At 66.1% G+C, this 17,492-nt stretch carries 14 protein-coding genes and 1 pseudogene; 7 read left to right on the plus strand and 8 right to left on the minus strand.

Features of this window, described 5'->3' with window-relative positions; all coding sequences use genetic code 11:
- Window positions 1–326: 326 nt before the first annotated feature.
- The gene (locus tag ACFWUP_RS06810) at window positions 327–1,538 is read right to left on the minus strand and encodes a DUF885 domain-containing protein (RefSeq protein WP_379231532.1); all 1,212 of its coding nucleotides are present in this window, start codon (window positions 1,536–1,538) and stop codon (window positions 327–329) included.
- 199 nt (window positions 1,539–1,737) lie between these two features.
- Here ACFWUP_RS06810 and coaA point away from each other — a divergent pair, with 199 nt between their 5' ends.
- Window positions 1,738–2,670, plus strand: coding sequence for a type I pantothenate kinase (gene coaA / locus ACFWUP_RS06815; RefSeq protein WP_379231534.1), 933 nt, complete (start codon window positions 1,738–1,740; stop codon window positions 2,668–2,670).
- 78 nt (window positions 2,671–2,748) lie between these two features.
- Here the strand turns inward: coaA and ACFWUP_RS06820 are convergent, their stop codons facing one another.
- The 3 genes from ACFWUP_RS06820 to ACFWUP_RS06830 form a co-directional block, all read right to left on the minus strand.
- On the minus strand, window positions 2,749–3,852 hold the full coding sequence (locus ACFWUP_RS06820) for a hypothetical protein (RefSeq protein ID WP_379231536.1): 1,104 nt from the start codon (window positions 3,850–3,852) through the stop codon (window positions 2,749–2,751).
- 114 nt (window positions 3,853–3,966) lie between these two features.
- Complete coding sequence (locus ACFWUP_RS06825) at window positions 3,967–4,533, minus strand: hypothetical protein (RefSeq protein ID WP_379231538.1); 567 nt, start codon at window positions 4,531–4,533, stop codon at window positions 3,967–3,969.
- A 29-nt stretch (window positions 4,534–4,562) separates the two neighbouring features.
- Entirely contained in the window at window positions 4,563–5,342 is a 780-nt protein-coding gene (locus tag ACFWUP_RS06830; protein ID WP_379231540.1) for an isoprenyl transferase, read from the minus strand.
- A 249-nt stretch (window positions 5,343–5,591) separates the two neighbouring features.
- On the opposite strand from ACFWUP_RS06830, the gene ACFWUP_RS06835 reads away from it, so the two are divergent.
- Together ACFWUP_RS06835 and ACFWUP_RS06840 are read left to right on the plus strand one after the other, a co-directional pair.
- Window positions 5,592–6,245, plus strand: coding sequence for a hemolysin III family protein (locus ACFWUP_RS06835; protein WP_379231749.1), 654 nt, complete (start codon window positions 5,592–5,594; stop codon window positions 6,243–6,245).
- Window positions 6,246–6,360: 115 nt separating this feature from the next.
- Window positions 6,361–7,842, plus strand: coding sequence for an adenylate/guanylate cyclase domain-containing protein (locus ACFWUP_RS06840; protein ID WP_379231542.1), 1,482 nt, complete (start codon window positions 6,361–6,363; stop codon window positions 7,840–7,842).
- Between the two features lie 7 nt (window positions 7,843–7,849).
- Here ACFWUP_RS06840 and ACFWUP_RS06845 read toward each other — a convergent pair.
- The 3 genes and pseudogenes from ACFWUP_RS06845 to ACFWUP_RS06855 form a co-directional block, all read right to left on the minus strand.
- Window positions 7,850–9,925 (minus strand): annotated as a pseudogene (locus tag ACFWUP_RS06845) (thioredoxin domain-containing protein).
- 58 nt (window positions 9,926–9,983) lie between these two features.
- A complete protein-coding gene (locus ACFWUP_RS06850; RefSeq protein ID WP_379231544.1) occupies window positions 9,984–11,156 on the minus strand; it encodes a recombinase family protein in 1,173 nt (390 codons plus the stop codon).
- A gap of 4 nt (window positions 11,157–11,160) precedes the next feature.
- The gene (locus ACFWUP_RS06855) at window positions 11,161–11,637 is read right to left on the minus strand and encodes a recombinase family protein (RefSeq protein WP_379231546.1); all 477 of its coding nucleotides are present in this window, start codon (window positions 11,635–11,637) and stop codon (window positions 11,161–11,163) included.
- A gap of 248 nt (window positions 11,638–11,885) precedes the next feature.
- Here ACFWUP_RS06855 and ACFWUP_RS06860 point away from each other — a divergent pair, with 248 nt between their 5' ends.
- Genes ACFWUP_RS06860 through ACFWUP_RS06875 form a run of 4 tightly spaced genes read left to right on the plus strand, consistent with a single transcriptional unit; the run spans window position 11,886 to window position 17,006 of the window.
- Complete coding sequence (locus tag ACFWUP_RS06860) at window positions 11,886–12,983, plus strand: BMP family protein (RefSeq protein WP_379231548.1); 1,098 nt, start codon at window positions 11,886–11,888, stop codon at window positions 12,981–12,983.
- Window positions 12,983–14,494, plus strand: coding sequence for an ABC transporter ATP-binding protein (locus ACFWUP_RS06865; protein WP_379231550.1), 1,512 nt, complete (start codon window positions 12,983–12,985; stop codon window positions 14,492–14,494). Before ACFWUP_RS06860 ends, ACFWUP_RS06865 begins: the two co-directional genes overlap by 1 nt.
- Window positions 14,491–15,741 carry an ABC transporter permease gene (locus tag ACFWUP_RS06870; RefSeq protein WP_379231552.1) on the plus strand — a complete coding sequence of 417 codons (1,251 nt, stop codon included), beginning with the start codon at window positions 14,491–14,493 and terminating at the stop codon, window positions 15,739–15,741. Before ACFWUP_RS06865 ends, ACFWUP_RS06870 begins: the two co-directional genes overlap by 4 nt.
- Window positions 15,738–17,006: an ABC transporter permease gene (locus ACFWUP_RS06875; protein ID WP_379231554.1), complete on the plus strand. Its 1,269-nt coding sequence runs from the start codon at window positions 15,738–15,740 to the stop codon at window positions 17,004–17,006. The genes ACFWUP_RS06870 and ACFWUP_RS06875 overlap by 4 nt, the downstream gene beginning before the upstream one ends.
- A gap of 46 nt (window positions 17,007–17,052) precedes the next feature.
- Here ACFWUP_RS06875 and ACFWUP_RS06880 read toward each other — a convergent pair whose 3' ends face one another.
- A complete protein-coding gene (locus ACFWUP_RS06880) occupies window positions 17,053–17,445 on the minus strand; it encodes a hypothetical protein (protein WP_379231556.1) in 393 nt (130 codons plus the stop codon).
- Between the last annotated feature and the right edge of the window lie 47 nt (window positions 17,446–17,492).

The raw sequence follows: 17,492 nt of genomic DNA on the forward strand, positions 1-17,492 counted from the left end.
AGACCGGGGTCACAGCCGGTCTGACCAGGTTCGATAGACGTCGAACACGGGTCGCCCACGTAACGACTCGTGCGTCGGTGACCGATGACACAGGTATGAACTTCGCACCGGTCACCCCGTTCGAAGCTTTTCTGATGGCGATTCAGCAGCTGATCTGCACCATGACCGGCGGCCAGAATTGCGTGATCTACACCTGATCCCTCTGACCCAAGGACCTCTCATGTTCGCTGTGACCCCCGCCGTCGCCCCGTCGAATCCGATCGAGGCGTTGCTGCTGCACCTGAGCTACCTGGTCTGCAATCTGATGAACCCTGGTGGTTGCGCCGTCATCCAGTAACGACACTCATCCGCCGGATCGCCCCCGGCGTGAGCGGCTCGTCGAGCAAACGCCCGAACCGCTCGACCCGATCCTGGGCGTCCACGGCACCGTCGAGCCAGCCGCCGAGCAGCCGGTACCCCTCGACATAGGTGCTGATGTAGGCCCGCCACAGCGGTGAGGACAGGAACCGCAGCGACTGCCGTGCCCGTTCCGGCGTCGCCAGAATCCACCGCTGCAGGAACAGGGCCACTTCGTCCTCGCTGCGATGCTGATCGTGCAGCAGCAGCGCGGCGTCCTGACGCACGTTCAGCAGTTTCGCCGACGCGATCGAGAAGCGTTCGGCCCGCTCGCCGTCGAATCGAAGGCCGAGGTCGGCGTAGATCTCCTGCGCCCACACACCCCAGCCGGATCCGACGATCGACTGCAGGGCCAGGTCGGCGAGGCCCTCGGCCATCAGGCACTGCGGGGTGTTGACCAGGAACAGCGTCTGCTCGTCCTCGCCCGCCGCGACCAGTCCGGCTTCCTTACGGCAGTGCTCGGTGTGGTGGCCGGGGTAGGCCTCGTGCGCGATCAGCGCGGGCAGGTGACCCATGTGCTGTTTGAGGTCGGAGTTGATCGCGACCGTCGAGGTGAAATTGCCGAGGTAGTAGTTGAAGCCGGACCACGGCTTGTCACCGACGACCTCATAGGTGACGTGCTCGTTGTCGGGCAGCGGGTACCGGTCACGCACCCGCTCGCGCAGGGCGCTGGAGAACGCTTCGACGCAGACAGCGAGCCGCTCCGGGGGGATCTCGTCGCCGCGCCGGAAGGCGGCGGCGCGTTCTGCCAGGGGTCCGTCGCCGCCGAGCACCTCGTCCATCTGGCGGTGCGCTTCGCGGTAGTCGTCGGGGTCGCCGGGGGCGATGTCGACGTCGAAGTAGGCGCGGACCTCGTCGACGAAGCCGATCTGCTCGCCGGCGAACTTGCGGGCCGAGCACTCCATCGCCACCAGGTGGGCGTCGAGGAATTCGGTGCGCTGGGCCGAGAGCCCGGCATCGGGCAGGGCCGCGCGCAGGTCGACGGCGCGCCGGGCCAGGTCGGCGGGTTCGGGGACCGGCGCGTTCTCGACATCGCGACGCAGCTGCGGGTCGCCGGTGTAGGCGTCGACGAAGCCGTCTTCGAGGCGGTCGAAAGCCAGTCCGAGGCGCAGATATTCAGTGACAAGTGGATGAGACCCCATCCGACCGACAGTACGTGGTCGGTCGGAAAATGGCGCCTTACCTCGGCATTGTTGCTAGTTACCGACGAGTAGCCAAACCCCCCGTTGCGCGCGGACGGCGCGTACGGAGCACAATCTCGCTATGCGGTCAGAGTTATCCCGGATCTCACCAGACGGGCAGCCAAGCTGTGCGGATGCGCCCGGACGGAGGGTCGGGTAGGTGGCACGGATGAGTGAACCGAGCCCCTATGTGGAGTTCGATCGAAGCCAGTGGCGCACCCTGCGCAAGTCGACTCCCCTGGTACTGACCGAGGACGAGCTCACCGGCCTGCGCGGTCTCGGCGAGCAGATCGACCTCGAGGAAGTCGCCGAGGTCTACCTGCCGTTGGCCAGGTTGATCCACCTGCAGGTCGCGGCGCGGCAGCGGTTGTTCGCCGCCACCGCCACGTTCCTCGGGGAGAAACATCCCGACAAGCAGGTGCCGTTCGTGATCGGCGTGGCGGGCAGTGTGGCGGTCGGTAAGTCGACCACCGCGCGCGTGCTGCAGGCGCTGCTGGCGCGCTGGGATCACCATCCCCGCGTCGACCTGGTGACCACCGACGGATTCCTTTATCCCACAGCCGAACTCACCCGTCGCGGGATCATGCACCGCAAGGGCTTTCCCGAGAGTTACGACCGGCGCAAGCTGCTGCGGTTCGTCACCGAGGTGAAGTCGGGCGCCGAAGAGGTGTGCGCGCCGGTGTATTCGCACAAGTCCTACGACATCGTGCCCGACGAGAAGCACTGCGTGCGCCAGCCCGACATCCTCATCGTCGAGGGCCTGAACGTGCTGCAGACCGGTCCGCGACTGATGGTCTCGGACCTGTTCGACTTCTCCATCTACGTCGACGCCCGCATCGAGGACATCGAAAACTGGTACGTGCAGCGCTTTCTCGCATTGCGCAACACCGGCTTCGCCGACCCCGACGCCCACTTCCACCACTACGCGGCGTTCAGCGACGAGCAGGCCACCTCGGCCGCGCGCGACATCTGGAACTCCACCAACCGGCCCAACCTGGTGGAGAACATCCTGCCGACCCGTCCGCGCGCAACCCTGGTGCTGCGCAAGGACTCCGACCACACGATCAACAGGCTGCGGTTACGCAAGCTCTGATCCGCCTGAGCACCAACAGCTTTCACGGCCGGGGGATGACTGCTGCGCAGTAACGTCTACCCGGCCGCGGGGTAGCGCCTACCCGGCGGCGGGAGTTGGCGCGCCCAACGAAACGACCTGCGTCGCCAATTCCGCACGGGTGCCGCCCTTGTGCACCACCAACACCCCGTGCGGGGCGCCGCGTGCTGCGGTGGGCTCACCGGCGACCACCTCGATCGCCGAGTTCGGCGTCCGCGGCAGCATGTCGACCACCGGGTACTCCCCGACCGGCGCCCAGCCCTGCGCCGCCGACTGCAGGCGGTCGACCATGCTCGGCGCGCCGGTGACGTCGGGCCACTTGCGGGCGGCGATGGTGATCGAACCGTCGGCGCTCCAGCGCGGGCTGTAGGCGGCCGAGCACTCGCCCGGCAGGGTGGGCAGCGCGCGGACGGCGTTGGTGGCGGCGTCGATGGTCGCCACATTGCCGCTGCCGCAGGTGGCGCTGCGGGCCGTGGCACCGGCCAGTACGAAGGTATGTCCGTCGGGTCCGGCGGCGGCGGTGAGTCCGGCGTCGATGCCGGGCACGCGGCCGAGCGGCAGGATCGCGTCGGCGCCGATGGCGTAGAGGTGGCTCTTCTCCCACCACAGCCCGCGCGATTCGACCCGGGCCAGCAGCACGTACTCGTCGGTGGCCGCGACCAGTTTCGCGCCGTCCCAGCCACCGCCGGTCAGCGGGCTCGGCGATTCCGGCAGGACGATCTCGCGTTCGGGTGCGGGCGGCTCGTTCCCGGCCAGGTCCATGATCATGATCTGCCCCGGTTCCCGCCACCAGCCGAGCACCGACCCGCGCAATCCCACCGCGTCGGTGCACTCACACGGAATGCGCGACACCGACCGGTCCTGCACACCCAACGCGACGATCGTCTTGCTGTTGGCCTCCACCGCGAACGCGTACTTCCCATCCCTGGTGAACGAGACCGGTCCCGACGAATAGCCGAAACTGCCCGGCGCGCGGGCGGTTTCGGTGCCACGCACCACCGCCAGTTCGGCATCGGTGCGATAGGCGAAGACATCGCCCTCGGCGGCCTGCTCCTCGGCGGGTGTCATCTGCGGCAGCGCGGGCTGGTCGACACCACCGCACCCGGCGACCGCCAGCACCGCACCGATCACCGCGATCCGCGCACGCCATCCGCTCGCCTGCATCGCAACTCCCACAGCTAGCACCCCTGCCTGCCTGCCTGCCTGCAATTGTGTCGTCGGGCCGATCCCACGCAGGAGCCTAAACCACACAGTCGGCGCAGCCGCCCGAAAGCGGGCCTACAACTTCCAGGCCGCGTCCAACCTGGTCGCCACGTCGATATTGCGGACCGCCGCGATCTCGGGCTTGCGGATCTCCTGCGCGATGTACCGAGCGACGAACCGCCGGATCTCGTGATCGACACTGGCCAGCACCCGCAGCAACTCGCCACGCTTGGAACTGCTGGCGACATTGACCCGCACATCCCCCGGCCGCGGCTCGGCGATATCGATGACCACCCGCAGCGGGTCGGCCGTGCGCGCGGTGAGGTGCAGATGGACGGTGCCGTCGACACGGAAACGGGAGCGGTCGACCGCCAGATCGAGCACCAGGTCCACGTGCAACGGGATGGTCAGTTCGAAGGAGATGAAGGCGTCGACGAAGCGCAGGATTCGCGGTTGCCCGAGCTCCACCTGCGCGGTGACCTTCGCCAGCCGCCCCGGACCAACGCCGATCGGACCGAAATCGAAAGCGGCTCCGGTGAGTTGGCCGAACGCGTCGGCGATACGCTGTTCGGAGACGGCGTATTCCAGGAAACGCCTGCCGAATTCCTCGTAGCTGATGTAAGAAGGCTGTTCGGGTTGCACTGACCGCAGAGTACGCGACCCCTACGACATCAAACGCCGAAACGGCGGTGACGTGCGGCGTAATCCCTTAGTGCGCGCAGGAAGTCGACGCGGCGGAACTCCGGCCAGTACGCCTCGGTGAACCAGATCTCCGAATAGGCGCTCTGCCACAACAGGAAACCCGAAAGTCGCTGCTCACCAGAGGTTCTGATCACCAGATCCGGGTCGGGCTGGCCGGAGGTGTAGAGGTGCTGGCCGATCGCGTCGACCGTGATCGACTGCACCAGATCCTCACCCGACTCGCCCGAGGCGATCTCCTGGCGCACCAGCGAACGCACCGCGTCGGTGATTTCCTGACGACCGCCGTAGCCCACCGCCACGTTCACGTGCACGCCGTCACGCCCACTCGTGCGCTCGGCGGCCACCCTCAGTCGCTTGGCGATCAGTTCGGGGAACCCCTCGAGCGAACCGACGATCCGCACGCTCCAGTTCTGCTCGGGGGCGGACAACTCCTCGACGACGTCGGTGATGACTTCGAACAGGGTCTCGAGTTCTTCGGGATCGCGGCGCAGGTTCTCGGTGGAGAGCAGATAGACGGTGACCATCTCGATGCCCTGCTCCGAACACCACCCGACCAGCTCGGCGATCTTCAGCGCGCCGATGCGATGACCGTGGCTGACATCGGTGAACCCGTTCTCGCGCGCCCAGCGACGATTGCCGTCGCACATGACCGCGACATGGCGGGGGTGCTGCTTGTCTGCCAGGTGCTGCGACAGCCTGGCTTCGTAGATGCGGTACGGCAATCCACGCACCCGACCAAGAAACTCCACAGCCGCACCCTACGCTCCCCCGCCTCCCCGAGTATTTAGGCCAGACCCAGGTGCGAGATGGGGTGGCGACGCGGCAAGCTTTTGGGGACGGGATGGGTTAGCCCGTACCCGGTGAGTTACCCATGTTCTTGCGAGATCTGTGGGTGTGGTTGTGGGCACGTTTGTGGTGTCGAGGTGGGGATCGGCGTACGGTTTGGGCTAACCTACGGTACCGTAGGTTTTGGCTTGGGAGGTTTCGTGGAAGCGGTTCTGACTGAGGCCGGTGCGCACTTGAAGCCGCGGTTTCGGGGGTGGATTCATACGTGGGCGGTGGGGGTTTCCGCTGTTGCGGTGACGGTGCTCGTGGTGTTCGGGTTTCTCACTTCGTTGACGGCGGGGTTGTCGACGCTGCTCTATGGGGTGTCGGTGTGTGCGCTGTTCGGGGTGAGTGCGGTGTATCACCGGGTTACCTGGGCGAGTGTGAAGACTCGGGTGCGGATGAAGCGGGCGGATCATTCGATGATCTTTCTGTTCATCGCGGGTAGTTACACGCCGTTCGCGTTGCTCGGGTTGCCGGGCAAGACCGGGCAGACGTTGCTGGTGGTGGTGTGGGCGGGGGCTGTCGCCGGGGTGGCGCTGAAGTTGTTGTGGCCGACCGCGCCCGCGTGGGTGGGGGTGCCGCTGTATCTGCTGTTGGGGTGGGCGATCGTGCCTGTGATTCCCGAGTTGTTGCACAACGTGGGGGTCGCGCCGCTGGTGCTACTCGCGGTGGGTGGGGTGATCTACAGCGTGGGGGCGGTGCTGTACGCGACCAAGTGGCCGAATCCGTGGCCGGACTTCGGGCATCACGAGTTCTTCCACGCGATGACCGTGGTGGCGGCGCTGTGCCACTACATCGCGATCTGGCTGGTAGTGCTGGGATGAACGGCGCGGGCGCGCGGCACCGACCTGCGCGCCTTCTATGCTCAGTAGTTGTGTCACCCGTCAGCGCAGGTCGTGATGCCCGGGTGCCCTCGGGCACCGGGGTCGGACGTGCGCGGTGAACCGGCTGGTCCGGTGGGCGCTGCGGTCCTATTGGGGGCTGGCGCTGGTGGTGATCTCCGCCAACATGGTCGGGGTCACGGCCATCTTCCTGGTCTGCTGGGCAGGCGGGGTATTCACTCGGGTCGGCGACGATTGGAGTGACGCCGCCGCGCTGATCCTGATCTATCCGGTGCTCGCCTTCACCGTCGGGATCGGCATCGCGCTCTACGACCGGCGCCGATACATGCGCTGGCTCGACGACAATCGCAAACCGACACCCGAGGAAGCGCGGGTGCTGATCCGGCTGCCCGCCGCGGTCACCCTGCGCGCGATCGCCCTGTGGACACCGGGCGTCATCCTGACCGCGTTGCTGGTCGACGAGTTCACCGACTATCACAACCTCACCGTGCTGCTCGCCGGGTTCACGCTCGGCGCGCTGGAAGCCGCAGGGGCGATCTATCTGATCCTGGACCGGCTGATCCGGCCCACGGTCCCCATCATCGCCGCGGTGCTCGGCCCCACCGTGCATCCGAGTTCGACCGTGCTGGTGCGCGTGCTCGTCACCTGGGCGGTCTCGGGGGCGCTACCGGGGCTGATCATCATCGTCGTGCTCAGCGACAGCACCACCTCGGCGAACGACCGGGTCCGCGCGGCCTGGATGTTCTCGATCGTCGCGCTCCTGGTCGGCGCGCTCGCCACCGCACTGCTCGCCCGTTCGGTGGCCACGCCGATGCGCACGATGTATCGGGCGCTGGACCGGATCACCCGCGGCGAACTCGATGTGCGGGTGCCGGTCGGTAGCGCGAGCGAGATCGGGCGGCTGGAACATTCCGTCAACGAACTCGCCGCCACCCTGCGCGACCAGCTGCACACCGAGGACGTGTTCGGCAGGCACGTCGGCTCCACCGTGGCCGAACGCGCGCTGTCGGGCAGCACCGACCTCACCGGCGATGTGCGGATCGTCTCGGCGCTGTTCGTCGATGTCACCGGGTCGGTGCAGCTGTCGGCGGAGATGGAGCCGGAAGAGTTCGTACACAAGCTGAACCGGCTGCTCGCCACGGTCGTCGCGGCCACCGAGGACAACGGCGGCCTGGTGAACAAGTTCGCCGGCGACGCGGCGCTGTGCATCTTCGGCGCGCCGTCCGCCCTGCACGACAACGCCACCCCCGCCCTGCGCGCCGCCCGCCGCATCCGCGACGAAGTGGTCGCGACCGGGGAACTCGACGTCGGCATCGGGGTGGCGCGCGGGCAGGTGTTCGCCGGCGACGTGGGGGCCGATACCCGCCTCGAGTTCACCGTGATCGGCGATGCGGTCAACGAGGCGGCTCGGCTCACTACCGTCGCCAAAGAGGCACCGCGGCGCGTTCTGGTCAGCGATTCGGTGTGGCAGGCGGCGACACCTGCTGAACGGTCGAAGTGGAAGCGCTACAAGGACTTACGCCTACGCGGCATCCCCGGCCGAACCCGCACCTGGACCGATATCGCGCCGGGTAGGTGACCAGCGGTTACCGCCGCAGGGACGCTGTCAGGGCGACGGGATCGGTGACCGGGAGGTCGCAGACCGAGCCTCGGCAGACGTAGGCCGCCGGGGCGCCGTCGACGAGGGGGCGGTCGGTCAGCAGTGGTGCGGTGTTCGGTGGGGCCGCGAGGACGATCGAACCGCCGGGCGCCGCGTCACGGGCGGCGGCGAGGAGTTCCATTGCGGCGGAGGACTGTTCGGTGGCGGCGATCGCTACCTGGTACGGGCCGCGAACCGCCGCCTCGGCGACCGAGAGCCAGTTACCCGCGGTGCGGGGTGCGCGGGCCAGCAGGATCGCGCCGAGGGCGAGGGTCCGGTCGGCGAGTTCTCGGTAGCGGACGGCGCGCTCGGGGTCGGCGACCGCCGAGGCGGTGAGCAGGGCCTCGGCCAGTGCGGAGGCGCCGGAGGGGGTGGCGCCGTCGACGGGGTCGCGGGGGCGCGCGACCAGGGTTTCGGCGTCGTCGGCGGTGTCGAACCAGCTGCCGGGGCGGTCGGGGTCGGCGAAGTGGTCGATCGTGTTGTCCAGCAACAACTGTGCGGCGGCGAGCCAGTCGGGTTCACCGGTGGCCTGATAGAGGGCGAGCAAGCCTGTGACGAACCAGGCGTAGTCCTCGAGGACACCGGGCGGGGTGCCCGCGACGCCGTCGAGGGAGGCGCGGCGCAGTCTGCCGTCGACGAGGTGGACGTCGAGCAGGTAGCGGGCACAGCGCACGGCGGCGGCGATCCACGACGGTTCTTCCAGTGCCGCACCGGATTCCGCGAGCGCGGTGATGGCCATGCCGTTCCATGCGGTGACCACTTTGTCGTCACGGGCAGGTTGCGGACGCTTCCTACGGATCTCGAACAGTTGGGACCGCAGGCGATCGAAACGCGAAGACTGTTCGGCGTCGACAGGATCGCTGTGCCGGGTGAGCACCGAGGTGCCCTGTTCGAAATTGCCCGCGGTGGTGACGCCGAAAGCGTCTGCGGCCCACATGCCTTCGAGTGGACCGAGTTCGCCGATCAGCTCGGCGGGCGTCCACACATAGGTGGCGCCCTCGACGCCGGGGCCACCCGGTTCGAGGTGGGTGTCGGCGTCGAGAGCCGATGCGAAGCCGCCATCAGCTGTCCCGAGGTCGCCCACCAGGAATTCGACCGTCTCCCGAGTCACCCTGTGCGACAACGACTCCAATGGAGTCGCGGGCGCTCGACGCGAGAGGTGGGCGTACGCGCGCAGCAGCAGCGCGTTGTCGTAGAGCATCTTCTCGAAGTGCGGCACGAGCCACCCCGCATCGACCGAGTAGCGCGAGAACCCACCGCGCAGCTGGTCATAGATCCCGCCGCGCGCCATCGCCTCGGCCGTGCGCTCGACGAGATCGAACACCGCCTGGTCCCCGGTCCGCTCCCAATGCCGAAGCAGCCCTTCCAACATCGCCGACGGCGGAAACTTCGGCGCCCCACCGAACCCACCGTGCACCGGGTCCTCGTCCTTGGCGATCGCCAGCACGGCCTGATCGAGAAGCTCAGGGCCGATGGCGAATTCGGCATCGGGCAGCCCGGAAGCCTGCGCCTGCAACGCCTCGGTCACCTGTCCCGCGGCCTTGTCCACATCCTCGCGCCGATTGCGCCAGGTATCGGTCACCGCGGTGAGCAACTGCGTGAACGACGGCATCCCGCCACGCGGCTGCTTCGGGTAGTACGTGCCGCAGTAGAACGGAGCACCGTCGGGCGTGAGAAAACACGTCATCGGCCAGCCACCCTGCCCGGTCATGGCCACGGTGGCGTTCATATACACCGCATCCAGATCAGGCCGCTCCTCCCGATCCACCTTCACACACACGAAGTCGGCATTCATCTGCTCGGCGGTCGCGAGGTCCTCGAAGGACTCGTGGGCCATTACGTGACACCATGATTGGTAGTAGCGCAGCTACCAGTGGCAAGACGCATACCCTACTGAAAGTAAAATGGGCACGTCTCGCCTGGTCGCTTCGCTACTTGCCTCCTCTCCCCACTCGTGCCAGTGCACGGGGTTAGCCGCGTGCTGGCGCAGGTAGGGCGATGTGGCCTCGCCTAACCGATTCATCTGCTCACCGTACCCCGGATGCGATCCGCAGCGAGGTCACTGCGCCTGGGAGTCGCCCTTACGCTGCGAGTCCCGCAGATCGTGGAACCATGCGAATACTGCCGGGCGGCCGCTTCTGGGTCCCCTTACCGACTGGGTAGATCAGAACGGTGGAAAGTTCCGCAAGGATGATCGACCGCTTGCGGTCCAAGTCGAGCCCGCCCTCGCCGACCGGCACGAACCAGCGCTCGCGTACCAACTGGGACGACATCGCCTGTGAGTATTCGTAGTCCGCCTTCGCCATTCGTAAGACGTCCACATTTTGATCGAGGAGCGTCGACAGCCGGTAGAACCGCTCGTCGGACTCGTCACCATTGCTCCAACGTGCTTCGAAGGCATCGCGCCGACGAATGGTATCGGCGAGAGCAGCCTCGCCCGACCACGGCTCTGACTGAGCAACCGGTCTGCGTTCGAGCATCTCGAGGACCGCATCGGAGACAGCCTTGTCGATTACCTCGCCAGCGATGCTGACGCCGCCGCATCCCCCATCCCCGGAAGGCCTGCACGAGTAGCGGTATTTAGATCTACTACGACTGTCTTTTTCCGTTGAGAACCCAACCAACAACCCGTTACACATTCGGCCGTCGACACTCTTGCCGCAACGTAGCAGCCCCGAACAAAGGTATTTTCGCGCACTGACGCCGCTGGCCGACCGCGCGTTCGCACGATCCCCGCGGTGCCGCCGGGGATACCTCGCGGCAACCAATTCCCAGTCAGCGGGGGAAATGATCGCCTCCCATTCGCCGATCACCGGCTCACCGTCGCCATCACGAAGTACGTCGCACTTCTCACCCAGAATCCGCAGCCCGGCATTGCGCGGACTCGAGATGATCTGCCTGACAGTCTGGCAGCGCCACGGACCACCCTTCTCAGTCTCGAGACCGGATGCCTGGAAGAGCCGGACGATGCTTGCCAGCGACTTCCCTTCAATGCAGGCTGCCACCGCCCGGCGAATCACATCGGCTTCCTGGGGGACTACTTCGATCTTCCCAGGCCGTCCCTCCGTCGGCCGGTAGCCGAAGACCCGACCACCGGTGTGAGCGATACCTCGCCGCGCCTGCCCCTCGTGCCAGCGCCGAACTCGCGCTTTGCGTTTCTGGTTCTCGCCCAGCGAGACTGCCACACTGCGCAACCCGACATCTTCGGCATCGGTAGCATACAGATCTCGCGTTCCGTAGTCGTCAACGAACACCCGATCAGGAAGCGAGCGGAACGCCCGCAATGAATCTATGCCATTGTTCCGGGGTCTTCCAGATTCGGTCCTCATCAACGGCGATAACACCATGAACCGGATAGCCCTCGAGAGTGTGCCCTCGATGCAGGTCCATCAGCATCGATTCATAGCCTTGCCGGTATTCACCTTTGCTGGCAGAACGACCGTTGTCGGTGTACCGCTTGACAATCACCAGATTTTCCCGACAGGCAATTTCGCGGCCCGTGGCATGCTGGTTGGCGACACCTTTGAGGCACGTCTCGGGATTCCCGCGCTTTCCTGAAATGTCACTGATCCGGGCGTAGACGAGGACACACATCACCTCGTCCTCGATCAGTTCCGCCGGGCTAGGAATCCCCGGCGGCACGCCTTGCTCCGGTACGCAGAGTCGGGTTGCCGCACGCAAGCCGAGTGCATCTGAATCATCAAGCGCCACATCAACCCCCTGAGTGTTGGACACAACAGCACTGATCGTACGTGCTTGTAGCGACTCACCGAGCGCTGGAGCAGAGCTTCCAACTTGGCCGCGGGAGCCCCTGGATGACGCAACCGGACACCGACGGTCCCGCTGCCAGACCGAGGACGCCTACTCGAACTGGGCACGTGCGCCGTTTCTGTTCATTTTGTGCAGTTATCGGCGCACTCCAGTTGTGTAAAACAATGTTTCATTTCCAATCACAGCGGTCCGAAATCGGGTAAATGTGACGAATGAGAACTGCCAATGCCCTTCGGGCTACCGTCGCCTGCGGTGCCGCCATCACCCTCGCACTGCTGCCCGCCTGCGGCTCACCGCCCGAAGGTAAGGACGCCGCTACCTCCGGCAACACCTACGGATCCGCGGACGCGAAGTTCCGGGCCTGCATGGTGACCGACGCGGGCGGTGTCGACGACAAGTCGTTCAACGAATCCGGTTGGGGTGGCGTCAAGGCGGCGATCGACGCCAATCCCGCCATTTCCGGTAGCTACCGGCAGTCCAACAGCAGCGCCGACTACGAGCCCAACCTGCGGGCCTCGGCCGACGACGAGAAGTGCGGACTGGTGATCGGGGTCGGCGGGTTGATGGCCGACGCGGTCACCGCGGTGGCCAAGGAGAATCCCGAGAAGCGATTCGCGATCGTCGACTCCCATGTCGACCTGCCGAACGTGTACTCGATGGAATTCAACGCGGCCCAGTCTTCTTATCTGGCAGGCTATTTGGCGGCGGGCACCACCAAGACCGGAAAGGTCGCCACCTGGGGCGGCATGCAGATTCCCGCGGTCACCATTTTCATGGACGGATTCGCCGCCGGGGTCGCCGAGTACAACAAGGTGCACAACACCACCACCGCAGTCCTCGGCTGGGACACCGTGGCCCAAAAGGGTTCGTTCACCGGCAATTTCGACGACACGAGCGCGGGCCGCTCGCTAACCGAGAACTTCCTCGCCCAAGGCGCCGACGTGGTGCACCCGGTCGCGGGCCCGGTCGGTCTCGGTGGCGCCTCGGCCATCAAGGACAAGGGCAACGCGACCATGATCTGGGTGGATTCCGATGGGTACCAGGCGGTTCCGGAGTACAAGCAGATCATGCTGTCGTCGTCGATGAAGGACATCTCCTCGGCGATCCAGGTCGCGATCAACAACGCCGTCGCCGGCGGCGCGAAAGACGGTCGCTACGTGGGCACACTGAACAACAAGGGTGTGGCGTTGGCACCGTTCCACGATTTCGACAGCAAGGTTCCCGATGCGTTGAAGCAGGAGCTGACGAAGCTGGCCGCCGATATCGTCGCGGGCACCGTTGTGGTCGCCTCTCCCGCAGCCCCGAAGTAGTGCGTCTCGAATTACGGGGCCTGACAAAGAATTTCGGTGACTTCGTCGCCGACGACGCCATCGATCTGGTGGTGGCGCCGGGCCAGATCCACGCTGTTCTCGGTGAGAACGGCGCGGGCAAATCCACGCTGATGAACATGCTGTACGGGATTCTGGAACCCACCGACGGGCAGATCCTGATCGATGGCTCGCCGGTGCGGTTTCGATCGCCCGGTGACGCCATCGCGGCGGGTATCGGCATGGTGCACCAGCATTTCAAGCTGGTCGGCCCGTTCAGCGTCGCCGACAATGTCCAGTTGGGTCGCGAGCACGCCAAGGCCGGGATTCTCGACCGTGCCGCGGCCCGGCGGGCGGTGCAGGAGGTGTCGCAGCGGTTCGGGCTCGCCCTCGACCCGGATACGCTCTGTGAGGACCTGCCGGTCGGGGTGCAGCAGCGGGTGGAGATCGTCAAAGCGCTGTCGGGTCATACCGAATTGCTGATTCTCGACGAACCCACCGCGGTGCTCACCCCTCCCGAGGTCGCCGAATTGCTGGCGATCATGCGCAAACTCGCGGATTCGGGGATGTCGATCATCTTCATCAGCCACAAGCTGAAGGAGGTGAAAACGGTCGCCGACACCATCACGGTGATCCGGCGCGGCAAGGTGGTCGCCGAGGCCTCCCCCAGCGACACCGAAGCGGAGCTGGCTGCCGCCATGGTCGGCCGCGAGGTGACGCTCACCGTCGACAAGACACCCGCCGCACCGGGCGCGACGGCCTTGGAGATCAAAGATCTCACCGTGCTCGACGATCGCGGCGTTCCGGTACTGGACGGGCTGAATCTGACCGTGCGCGCCGGGGAGATCGTGGGCCTGGCCGGGGTGGAGGGCAACGGTCAGACCGAATTGGCGCGCGCCATCCTCGGCACGGTCGCACCGGCGGGCGGGTCGATCGACATGCTCGGCACCGAGGTCACCGGCTGGCAACCGGCCCGACGCATCGCGGCCGGGCTCGGCTACATCCCGGAGGACCGGGCGCGCGACGGTGTTGTCGGTGATTTCACCGTCGCCGAGAACATCGTGCTCAACCAGTATCGGGAGGCGCCGCTGTCCCGCCGCGGCGTAGTCGACGACGAGGCGGTGCGCGAGGTGGCGGAAAAGGCCATCTCGGAGTTCGACATTCGCACGCAGGGACCGACCGAACACGTCTCGGCACTGTCAGGCGGCAATCAGCAGAAGGTGGTCATCGCGCGCGAATTCTCCCGGCCCCGAAAAGTTCTCGTGGCCGCGCAACCGACGCGCGGCGTCGATATCGGCGCCATCGAGTTCATCCACGCCCGGCTGGTCGCCGAACGCGACACCGGCACCGCGGTCCTGCTCATCTCGGCGGAACTGGACGAGATCCTGGCCCTGTCCGATCGGGTGGCGGTGATCTTCAACGGCCGGATCGTGGGCGAAGTGACACCTGACCGTCCACGGTCCGAGGTGGGCCAGCTCATGATCGGCCATCTGCCTTCTCCGGAGAACGAGTGAACACTACAACCGAGACCAAGACGGAACGAAAAGGGTTCGGCCCCACCTTTGTTCGCTATCTGACCGAAGCCAACAGCGTGATGGTGACGGTCTATTCGCTGGTGTTGGCTTTCGCCATCGGGGCGGTGCTCATCATCGTCTCCGATCCCGGGGTGCGCGGCACCTGGAGCTACCTGTTCGCGCGGCCGGGCGACGCCATCAGCGCCTCCTGGTACGCCGTTTCCACCGCCTACCAGGACCTGTTCGAAGGCTCGATCCTGGACTTCGGACGCCTGCAACTGTTCTTCGCCGGTGATGCCACCTTGGCGCAGGTGTTGCGGCCCATCTCGGAGACGCTGACCTACACGACCCCGCTGATCTTCACTGGACTGGCCGTGGGGTTGGCGTTCCGTGCCGGGCTGTTCAATATCGGTGCGCAAGGGCAGTTCGTATTCGGCATGCTCGGTGCGCTGATCGTGGGCTTCGCGGTGGATCTTCCGTTCGTGCTGCATCTGCCGCTGGCGCTGTTGGCCGGCGCTCTCGCGGGTGGCTTGTTCGGCGCGATTCCCGGTTATCTCAAGGCGAGAACCGGTGCGCACGAGGTCATCTCGTCGATCATGCTGAACAATATCGCCGCCTATTTTCTGATCTGGGCGCTGGGCACCACGTTCATCGGGTCGGTCACCTCGCAGGAGCTCGTGTCCAAGCCGGTCGACGAATCTGCGCGGTTGCCGCAACTGCTGGGGTGGGCCGGATCGGGGCTTCGGGTGAGTCTCGCGCTGCTGATCGGCCTCGCTTTGACGGGTGCGACCTGGTGGTTGCTCAGCAAGTCCACCTTCGGTTTTCGTATTCGCGCGGTCGGCGCCAATGACCGGGCCGCGCAGACCGCGGGCATGGATATCGGGCGTACCTTCACCACCACCATGGGTGTGGCCGGGGCGCTCGCGGGGCTCGGTGGCGCGGCTATCGCGCTCGGGTTGAGCCCGTACACGCTGAACCCGGGTACCGCGGTCGAATACGGTTTCGACGGAATCACTGTCGCACTGCTCGGGCGCGCGCATCCCGGCGGAATCGTCGCCGCTGCTTTGCTTTTCGGTGCGTTGAAGTCCGGCACATTGCACATGCAGCCCGCCATCCCGGTGGAGATGTCGACTCTGCTGCAAGCGGTGATCGTGCTGTTCGTCGCAGCGCCCGCCCTGGTCAAAACGCTGTTGCGGCTGCGAACTCCGCGTGGCGGACTCAATACTCTGGAAGCGAGGGGCTGGTGAGTACACAGGCTCAGGTTGCGGTGCCCGACAAGGTTTCTCGGCGCTTCACCTCGGTGGGTTACGGCCTGATCGGCTTGGCTGTCGTGCTGGGCGGGCTCGGTCTGCTGCTGATCGATGCCGGGCGAACCACCACCTACCGACTCGACCAAACCGTCGACAGCAGTTGGACGGTCGGGACGCTCCCGGTCGTCGTGACGCTGAGTGTGCTTGCCGCACTTGCCGGTATCGCCGTGCTGGTGATGCCAGATCTGCGGTTCGGTAGCGTCGCGGTCGGCGGTGGGGCCGCTGCTCTGGTGATCGCCGCGCTGTCGTGGACCGTCACTCCCGGCGTCGGATTCCCGATCGAATTCGTTTTGGCGACAACCCTTTTCCTGTCACTGCCGTTCATCTTCGGCGCGCTGTCCGGCGTCGTCGCGGAACGCTCCGGCGTGATCAACCTCGGGATCGAGGGCCAGTTCCTCACCGGCGCGTTCACCGCGGCGCTGCTGGCATCGGTCAGCGGCAACGCCTACGTCGGGATGCTGGCGGCCACCATCAGCGGCGTCTGCTCGACGCTGCTGCTGGCCTGGCTCGCGACCCGATTCCAGGTCAACCAGGTCGTCACCGGCATCATCCTCAACCTGCTCGCGCTCGGGTTGACCGGCTTCCTCTACGAGCGGCTGATGCGCGCCGACGGCTCACTCAACCAGCCTGCGGGCGTGCAGAAACTGGGCGATTCGCTGGGCTTCCTCCCCGACATCCCGATTCTGGGACCGGTGCTGTTCGACCAGAACATCTTCGTCTACGTGGCGCTGGCCTGCGTGTTCGCGGTTTCGTTCCTGCTCTTCCGCACCCGGTGGGGCCTGCGCACGCGCGCCGTCGGCGAGCACCCCGCCGCCGCCGATGCCGCGGGCATCAACGTCAACCGGTTGCGGTTCTGGAACGTCACCGTCGCGGGCGCGCTGTCCGGTTTCGGTGGTGCGTTCTTCACCATCGCCAACAATGTGTCGTTCAGCAAGAACATGACCGCGGGCCTCGGCTTCGTGGCCCTTGCCGTGATGATCGTCGGCCGCTGGCACCCCTTCGGCGTCCTCACCGCGGCCCTGCTCTTCGGCTTCTCCAGCGCCCTGCAACGCTTCCTCAACACCATGCCCGGCAACCCGATCCCCACCGAGTTCCTCGGCATGCTCCCTTACATCGTCACCTTGGTGATGGTCGCCGGCTTCATCGGCCGAGCCGTAGCACCCGCCGCCGACGGCATCCCCTACACGCCGGGGGACAAGTAGCCGCGAGGCCCGGCTGTCGACCAGCCGGGCCTCGCGGTTTCGCGAATTACGTAGCGACGCAAGCGGAGCCGAGGTTGATGCCGGTGCCGATGTCCACCGGCTGCCTCATCTGCGAGGTCGCGTTCGGCTGGAAGGCATAGATGTAGGTGGGCGTGGTCGAGGACGGCGTCCAAGTCGCCACGGCTACACCGTCTTTCGGCATCGCCTCGGCGAAGCCGCTCGGCCCCTGGCCCTCCTCGAAGAAGAAGACCGGCTTGGTGTTGTCGTCCACCGTGACGGTCACGGTGTAGGAACAGCCCGTCCCCTGGCTGTGCGTGCCGAGAGTGTTCCCGGATGCGATCGCGATGCCGGTGACCGTCGCCGAAGCAGGCGGGGCGAGCACGGCAGCGGCTGCGGTACCCAGTGCGGCTATACCGACCGAGACACGAATTCGGTTCAAGGAGCTCTCCTCGTGGGATATGCGGATCAGTGATTCGGGCCGTCGGA

It is taken from the genome of Nocardia sp. NPDC058658 (assembly GCF_042716665.1).
Classification (GTDB): Bacteria; Actinomycetota; Actinomycetes; order Mycobacteriales; family Mycobacteriaceae; genus Nocardia.